This window comes from uncultured Mailhella sp., from assembly GCF_905187505.1.
Lineage (GTDB): Bacteria > Desulfobacterota > Desulfovibrionia > Desulfovibrionales > Desulfovibrionaceae > Mailhella.
The window spans coordinates 1-6,633 of record NZ_CAJJIC010000132.1 but is presented as its reverse complement, the minus strand read 5'-3'; the positions used below and the strand labels follow the sequence as shown (position 1 = coordinate 6,633).

The 6,633-nt window shown below is 63.4% G+C and carries 6 protein-coding genes; all 6 read right to left on the bottom strand.

Features of this window, described 5'->3' with window-relative positions; genetic code table 11:
* Positions 1 to 30 precede the first annotated feature (30 nt).
* The gene (locus QZZ60_RS09960) at positions 31 to 1,026 is read right to left on the bottom strand and encodes a hypothetical protein (RefSeq protein WP_295641013.1); all 996 of its coding nucleotides are present in this window, start codon (positions 1,024 to 1,026) and stop codon (positions 31 to 33) included.
* Positions 1,023 to 1,280 (bottom strand): hypothetical protein, encoded by a 258-nt coding sequence (locus QZZ60_RS09955; RefSeq protein WP_295641012.1) that lies wholly within the window; start codon positions 1,278 to 1,280, stop codon positions 1,023 to 1,025. The genes QZZ60_RS09960 and QZZ60_RS09955 overlap by 4 nt, the downstream gene beginning before the upstream one ends.
* Before the next feature lie 14 nt (positions 1,281 to 1,294).
* Positions 1,295 to 2,182: a hypothetical protein gene (locus tag QZZ60_RS09950; protein WP_295641010.1), complete on the bottom strand. Its 888-nt coding sequence runs from the start codon at positions 2,180 to 2,182 to the stop codon at positions 1,295 to 1,297.
* Positions 2,182 to 4,305, bottom strand: coding sequence for a hypothetical protein (locus tag QZZ60_RS09945; protein WP_295641008.1), 2,124 nt, complete (start codon positions 4,303 to 4,305; stop codon positions 2,182 to 2,184). The genes QZZ60_RS09950 and QZZ60_RS09945 overlap by 1 nt, the downstream gene beginning before the upstream one ends.
* A complete protein-coding gene (locus QZZ60_RS09940) occupies positions 4,299 to 5,561 on the bottom strand; it encodes a terminase family protein (protein WP_295641006.1) in 1,263 nt (420 codons plus the stop codon). The genes QZZ60_RS09945 and QZZ60_RS09940 overlap by 7 nt, the downstream gene beginning before the upstream one ends.
* 124 nt (positions 5,562 to 5,685) lie before the next feature.
* Positions 5,686 to 6,120 carry a terminase small subunit gene (locus QZZ60_RS09935; RefSeq protein ID WP_295641004.1) on the bottom strand — a complete coding sequence of 145 codons (435 nt, stop codon included), beginning with the start codon at positions 6,118 to 6,120 and terminating at the stop codon, positions 5,686 to 5,688.
* Between the last annotated feature and the right edge of the window lie 513 nt (positions 6,121 to 6,633).

Sequence of the window (6,633 nt, the reverse complement as noted above, 5' to 3'; positions counted from 1 at the left end):
TTTTCCTGCCTTTCCTGCCTTTCCTGCGTTTTACATAGTTGCTTCGAAGAGGGCGGCGAGGGCGTCGGTGCTGTCGGGGTTATGGGCGAGGGCGTCGCGGGCGCGGGAGGCGCGGTCGGTGGATTTGGCCGAGGCGCGCGGGGGGCGGACGCTGGGGGCGTCGGCGACCTTTTTGACGGCGGCGGCGCGGCGGGCGGCGAGGGCGTCGTAGAGCATGGCCTTGGCGACGAGTTTGACCTCGTACCCTTTGGTCAGGCCGTTGACGGCGGAAGGGGGGCAGCCCTGTTCCTTCATGTATTCCGCGATGTTGGCGGCAAAGGTTCTGCCGTTGAATCCTGCTCCCATGAGGGCGCGAAGTTCCGGCTGCACGCGGGCGAACTCGTCGGCCATGGCGCGGGAGGCTTCGGCGGCGCGTTCGGCTTCGTAGCGGCGCGCGGCCTGCGTCACGCGCTCCTGCACGCGGCGCACGGCGTCCATGCGGGAGGCGCAGGCCTGACGCAGTTTCACAAAGGCGGCGGGATCACGTTCCGCAAGCGCGTTCCAGTCCACGGAGCCGTACTCGGCTTCCACAATCTGCTTCATGGCGGCAAGCGCCTGCTGAAGCTCGGCGTTGGCCGCCACGGCAAACTGCTCCTCGCGCTGCCTTGCGGCCTGCTCCTTCCGCCTCGCCTGCGAAAGCTCCGCGGCATGGGCCTGCTCGCGCGAGTGCACCGCGCTTCGCGCCTCGGGAGAAAGCGCGCTCCACAGCGCCTCTTCAAAGCCCTCCGGCATGGGCACGTCCGCAAGGCCCTCTTCGTCGTTTCCGGCGTCCTTTTCGGCATCATCGGCAGCGCCGGCGGCGTCCTCTGCGGCAGCGCCGCTCTTATCTTCGGCAGCGGGGCCGGATGCGTCACGGCCTTCGTCGTCCCGAACGTCTTCGGGCATGTCCTCCCCCTCTTCGGAGCCGCCTTCCGCCCCGCCGTCAAACAGGGAAGCTATGGCGTCCACGTCGTACACGCCCTCCGCTTTTTTCTCCATGTCGTTCATGCGTTCTCCTTCACGGCTTTCACGGCCGCATTCAATGCTTCATCCTTGCCATGTTCCTTGAGCGCGGCGCACTGCAATTCCCGAAAAATTTCCTTTTTCACCTCTGCAAGCGCCCGCTGTTTATGCCACCAGTCCTCACGCTTCACGCCGTCGGTACTGGCGCGCCACGCCTGCACATACCGCGCGTCAAGCCGGTCAAAAGCGTCCCGGAACACCCGACTTTGCAGAATGCGTCCGGCTTCCAGTGCGTCCATTCGTTCCTCATGCGTCATTCTTCCCCTCCCACAAAGTAATTGAGCAGTCCGCCGAGCTTGTCCGCGCCGTAGGAAATTACAGGATCCAGCAAAGCGGCAGCGGCCTTTCCCGCCATGCCCTGCACTCCCGCCATGACCGCAGGAAGTTCCGCAGGATTCCATGCTTCTTCCAGCCCCGGTTCCGTGTTCACATACCCCGGAGCATCGGCAGGCCATAGGGTAAGCCCGGCACCAGAACCTGCGCCCGCTATGGCGGGTGCTTTCAACTTGAGCTTTTTCAGCTGTTCCTGTAAGGTATTTTCAAAAGGGGTGCTGACAGCAGAAATGGGACCGCTGCCAACCTGCTCCGCAGGCATCTTCATCAGTGAAGGTGAGAATATGGAGGAGTTCGGCCCGCCCTCCCAGTACCCTCTTTCCTTCAACAAATGTTCCACCTTTGAGGTTTTCGGATCGTACACGGTAACGGTTTGAAAACCTTTTTTGTATGGCAAAATAGGCATATACCATGACCTATCCTGCTTGCCAGCAGGATTCCACAACGCCTCTTTTGCTACCGGATTCTTTCCAAGAACATTTGGAATAAGTACCGTATCCGGAGAATCGTAAATCTCCCGATATCCTTCAGCTATCTGTTCCGGCGTCCAATCATCTTTCTGAAAACGCTGGATAAGCCCATGATTATTGAAATAGCCATAGTTTCCGCCATATTCGGCCGAATTTTTCAAAGCATTTGCCGCATTCGGACTTTCCAGTGTTCCTGCTTTGCTTCCTCCATATTTTCGGCCTGCAATGGCCTTTTTCACTACGTCCAGAATATCCGGTCTTACCGCCCCTTCCGCATCATCCGGCGGCGAAGAAGCAGCGATAAGTCCCAGCAGGCCGCCGAGCGCCTTCATATCCATCACCATCCTCCAACGCCCTTGATATTCGTCAGGCCGCTGCCTCTCTCGCCCATTTGAAGGCGAGTCTGATCGAGTTCCTTTTCCATGCGCATTTCCGCCGCCTTCAGCGCAAGGCTTCCTTCGGTCTTCGCCCTGTCCATAAGCGCGCTCTGCGCCGTTTCTGCCGCGTCGCGCGCAGCGTCCGTCTGCGCCTTCCACGCGTCAAGACGCAGCCGCTCCAGCGTTTCCGCCTTCTCAAGCTCAAACTTCTCCCGCTCAAGACGCAGCTTTTCCTTTTCAAGCTCCAGCTTCTTCTCGTCCGCCGAAGGCGCGGCAGGCGCGTTCCTCATGGCCGCCTCGGCCTTCTTGGCGTCCTCTTCCGAACCGAAGAAACGCTCGGGCGATTCCAGTCCCGCGGCTTCCGCCATCTTGTGGCAGGTGTACACCACGTTGGACAGATGCACCGGCGAGTTCGACCCGAGACGCCCCATGAACGCCTGCTGAAGCTGCAATATCTCGCGACAGGCCGCCACCAGCTTCGAACGGTTGCCCGTGCCGAGTCCCACGGCCACGGCTATGTCCATGTCCGGGTCCCAGTTGCGCGGATCAAAGGCCATGAAACGGCCCTTCAGCCGCAGCTGCACCGCCTTGTCGTGATAACGGTGCAGAAGATGCAGCACATAACGGCCGAGCGGCTTGAAAAAGGTTTCGGCGTACACGCGCGCAATGAGCTCCAGACGCTGATTTATCGCCTCTTCCATGATGCTCGCGCCCGTGGCCGTGTTCTGGAGCGTGTCGGCCTGAAGACTCTGCGTGCGGCTCGACACCCCCGTGCGCCTCTCGATGAGCGCTGCGCTCATGTCGAGCCCGGCAAGCGCGTCCGACGACGATGCCGTCACGGGCAGCGGCGTTATGGTTGCGTCGCCGCGCACGCGATGCACCGCCCCCACCCCGCGCGCCAGCAGACTGTCGTATTCCACGCTGCCGCTCATGCCCTCGTTCACCACAAGCTCGCCCTGATTGGACAGCGCCAGATTGTCCAGATACTGCCGCGTCATTTCCGTGCGCAGGTCCTGCACGTCGGACACAAGATCCGCCAGACACAGCCCCACCACCTGATGCGGCATGGGCACCGAACAGGCGACAAAGAGCGGCGCACGATACAGCGGCCATTCCTCAAGCTTCAGAATGCGGCAGCTCTCCCCCTCGCCGCAGAACGTGGCCTTCACCTTTTCGTCCAGCCCGTCGCCGTCCAGATCGAAATCGAACCACGCTTCATAAATTCTGTATTCCCGCGCCGCCCCGCGTCCCTCGCCCCGCACCGGCCCGAAGGCGTCGTTCACCGCGCGGCCCACCGCGGTTTCCGGCATTTCGTCCGCGCCGTCTGCGGGTTCCAGCTCCTCAACGAGCGCGCGCGGATACCCTTCGCTCACAAGCTCGGAAGCCGTGCGAAGCTGCCAGCAGGCTATGAAGCGCGCCTTCTCCACGCTTTCCGCATCCGCCGACACAATCACGTTCTCCGGCGGCACGGCGTCGATGCGTATCTCGCGCACGGTCACCGTCTGATGCACGGTCACGTCGTAAAGCGGCCCCTGCGGCGACGCGTAACGGCGCACCTTCACCGCGCCCGGCCTCTCCATGTCCAGCGCCGGGTCCATGAGCAGCGCCACGGCCTCGGCTTCCGAAAGCCCGGTGAACTGCCTGACCCGCCTCTCCCTGCGCTCGGGACAGTGCGCCATGCACCAGCCCGCCCGCTGATACAGCCCGTCCGCCAGCACGTCGTGCACCAGCGAAAACATCCGCCTGCCGAACACCACCTGATTCACGTACAGCGTGGCGTCTTCGGCGGCCTGTTCCTGATCGGGCGTCTTCGGCTCGAACCGTATGATCTCATCCGTGCAGAACACCCGCATGAGGCCGGGCTTGGCCCATTCCACGGTTTCCATCACCGTGCGGTCGACATAGGTCGAAAGCCCCTTGCCCTCGCGCTCCTCGTCCACGCCGTAGCCGTAGCCCAGATACTTCTTCTTGAGCGCCGTGCGCTCCGAGGAAAGACGCGAGCCCTCCACCCCCATGCACGATTCCATTTCCCGCGCAATCACGCGGCGCGCCCGCTCTTCTCTGTCCTTTTCGTCCATCAGCATACCCGCAGATTTCTGCGCGGCGGAAGCCGGTCAAAGCCGCCCCGCCCCGCCACGTTGTCCAGCCCCATGGCCAGATACCGGAAGGCGTCCGCCCCGTGACTCGTCCAGTCATGCAAGGGCCGCGCCCGAAAGTCGTTCGCCTTCTCGTCCCATTCGCGCTGGTACAGACGCAGAGCTTCCAGACCCTGCGCACAGCGCTTCTCGTCAAACCAGCAGCGCGGCAGAAGCAGCCGCACCGCGTTTATGCCGTCGTCCACCGTGGTCATGGGCAGCACCCGACCCCGCACCCCGAGCCGCTGCAACGTCTCAAGCCGCGTCGTGCCCGTGCCGAGCTCCGAAGCCGCGGCGTCGTGCGGCAAAAGATGCTCGCCGTACACGTACCCCTTGTCGCGCAGCACCCTGACGTAATGATCCAGCCCCGCCCCCGACGCCTGATAGTAGTCGATGACGTGCACCTCGCGCCCCACCACCTGCGCAAACCAGATGGCCGTGGAATCCGAAAAGCCGAGGTCCCACGCCGTGACCACGGGAAATCCCGGCTGATACGGCACCGCGGCAATCCTGCCTTCCCGGTCGAGCTGCTCCATGAGCCTGCCGTAATACGCCCCCGCCACCGCCGCCGTGAACGAACACTCGTATTCCTGCTCGTATTCCGACTCGTCGGTCTCGCGCCGCGCCACGGCCAGATCCTCTTCCGAGAGTATTCCCGTCTCGGAAGCGCGGTACATGAGCGCCGCCCATTCCCCGTCGTGCAGACGCGCGTTCTCCCACACCTTCCAGAGCGCGTTCCGCCCCTTGGGCGTGCCCAGGAAAAGCGCCCTGCCGTGCGTGGCCAGAATCATGGGAAGCACGATTTCCGACCACATCGAATAGGGCATCTGCGCCACCTCGTCGAACACCACGTCGCACAGGTTCAGACCGCGCAACGAATCGGGATTCTCCGCCCCGTACAGACGTATCCGCGCGCCGTTTTTAAAGTCGACCCGAAGCTCCCCTTCGTTCACCTTCGCCCCGGCCGCCAGCGCGATCTTCTTCAGATAGTCCCAGGCCACGTCCTTGGCCTGCCGGTACGTGGGCGCAATGTACGCCCCGCGGTACGACTCCCCGGAAAGCGTGGCGTTGCGGCACAGCCGCGATACCGCAAGCACCGTCTTGCCGAAACGCCGATGGCAGATAAGCACCCCGAAACGCCGGGCATCCAGCGCTTCCAGCGCCTTCTGCTGCAGCGGCCTCAGCCGTATGCGAACCTCGCTCATCTCTCCTTCCCTACACGATTATGCCCGACTCCCCCGGGCCCCTGCCTTCCCCCGGGGGAGCGCAAAGTCCCGACGCCCTGCCGTCGAAACGGGCCCGGAGCGGGAAAACGCGGGGCGGCCCCTCTCACTCGCCCCCGAAGAGCACCACTTTCACGCTTTCGCGCACGTCGGCTTCTATTCTGTCGGTGAACATGCCGAGATGCCGCCCCAGAAGCTCGAGCGCCTTGTTCGCGCTCCTCGCGTCAAAGCGCCACACCCCGCGGCCTTCCTCGTCCACCATCTGCTCGCCCCGCGCCGTGAGCACCGGAACCCGCTGCATGGACCGCTCGACTATCTCCACCAGCGCCCGTACCACATACTCCGCGTCCACCCCCGTCCGCGCCGATACCCCGGCACGCGCTTCCACCAAAGCCGCCTGCACCGCAGGCTCGTGCAAAAGCCGCGACGCCGCCTGCGACGCCCCTTTCTCCGAATACCCCGCACGACGCGCAGCCGCCGCGCCGTTCATGTCCACAAGGTACTCCTCCACAAATCGCTTCTTCCTGTCCGTCAGTCCCATAACATCTTCTTTTTCATGATGATATTTAAGGCAGAGCGACGGGGGCTGCTCCTGAACCCCATGGCTCTTTCAGCTTTCTCTCAACGCTCTGGGGCCCCGGGCGACGTCAGGAGCCCGGCCGACGACCGCAAGCAGGCGGAATTCACTTCCGCCGTCAAGCGCAGCGGGCGTCGTGCAAGCCCCGTGCCCGTACAGCGTGTCCGGAGCTGACGGGACGTGGCGCTACTCGGGCAATGGGAAGTGTCAAGGAAAGCAGGGGCTCCGCCCCTGAAACCCCGCAGGGGCCCTGCCCCTGACTCCGAAAGAACTCCGAAAGGAACAGGGGCGCTGCCCCTGACCCCGTCGGGGGAGATAATCTCCCCCGAACCCCCATGGCTCTTTCAGCTTCTTATGAGCGCCGGGGAAAACCGTTCTTCTCCTCAGGCTGTCTTTCCAAAGCCCTGCGCCCTTCTGCCTGCCCTCTCAGTGCAGGCGTGTGCTGCCGCACCCGCCTGCGGTGGCCGACTGTTCCCC

Bases quoted from the DNA above. Each gene is read 5' to 3' on its own strand.
- QZZ60_RS09960 (WP_295641013.1), bottom strand. From the start codon at position 1,026: ATGAACGACATGGAGAAAAAAGCGGAGGGCGTGTACGACGTGGACGCC.
- QZZ60_RS09935 (WP_295641004.1), bottom strand. From the start codon at position 6,120: ATGGGACTGACGGACAGGAAGAAGCGATTTGTGGAGGAGTACCTTGTG.
- QZZ60_RS09950 (WP_295641010.1), bottom strand. From the start codon at position 2,182: ATGGATATGAAGGCGCTCGGCGGCCTGCTGGGACTTATCGCTGCTTCT.
- QZZ60_RS09955 (WP_295641012.1), bottom strand. From the start codon at position 1,280: ATGGACGCACTGGAAGCCGGACGCATTCTGCAAAGTCGGGTGTTCCGG.
- QZZ60_RS09945 (WP_295641008.1), bottom strand. From the start codon at position 4,305: ATGCTGATGGACGAAAAGGACAGAGAAGAGCGGGCGCGCCGCGTGATT.
- QZZ60_RS09940 (WP_295641006.1), bottom strand. From the start codon at position 5,561: ATGAGCGAGGTTCGCATACGGCTGAGGCCGCTGCAGCAGAAGGCGCTG.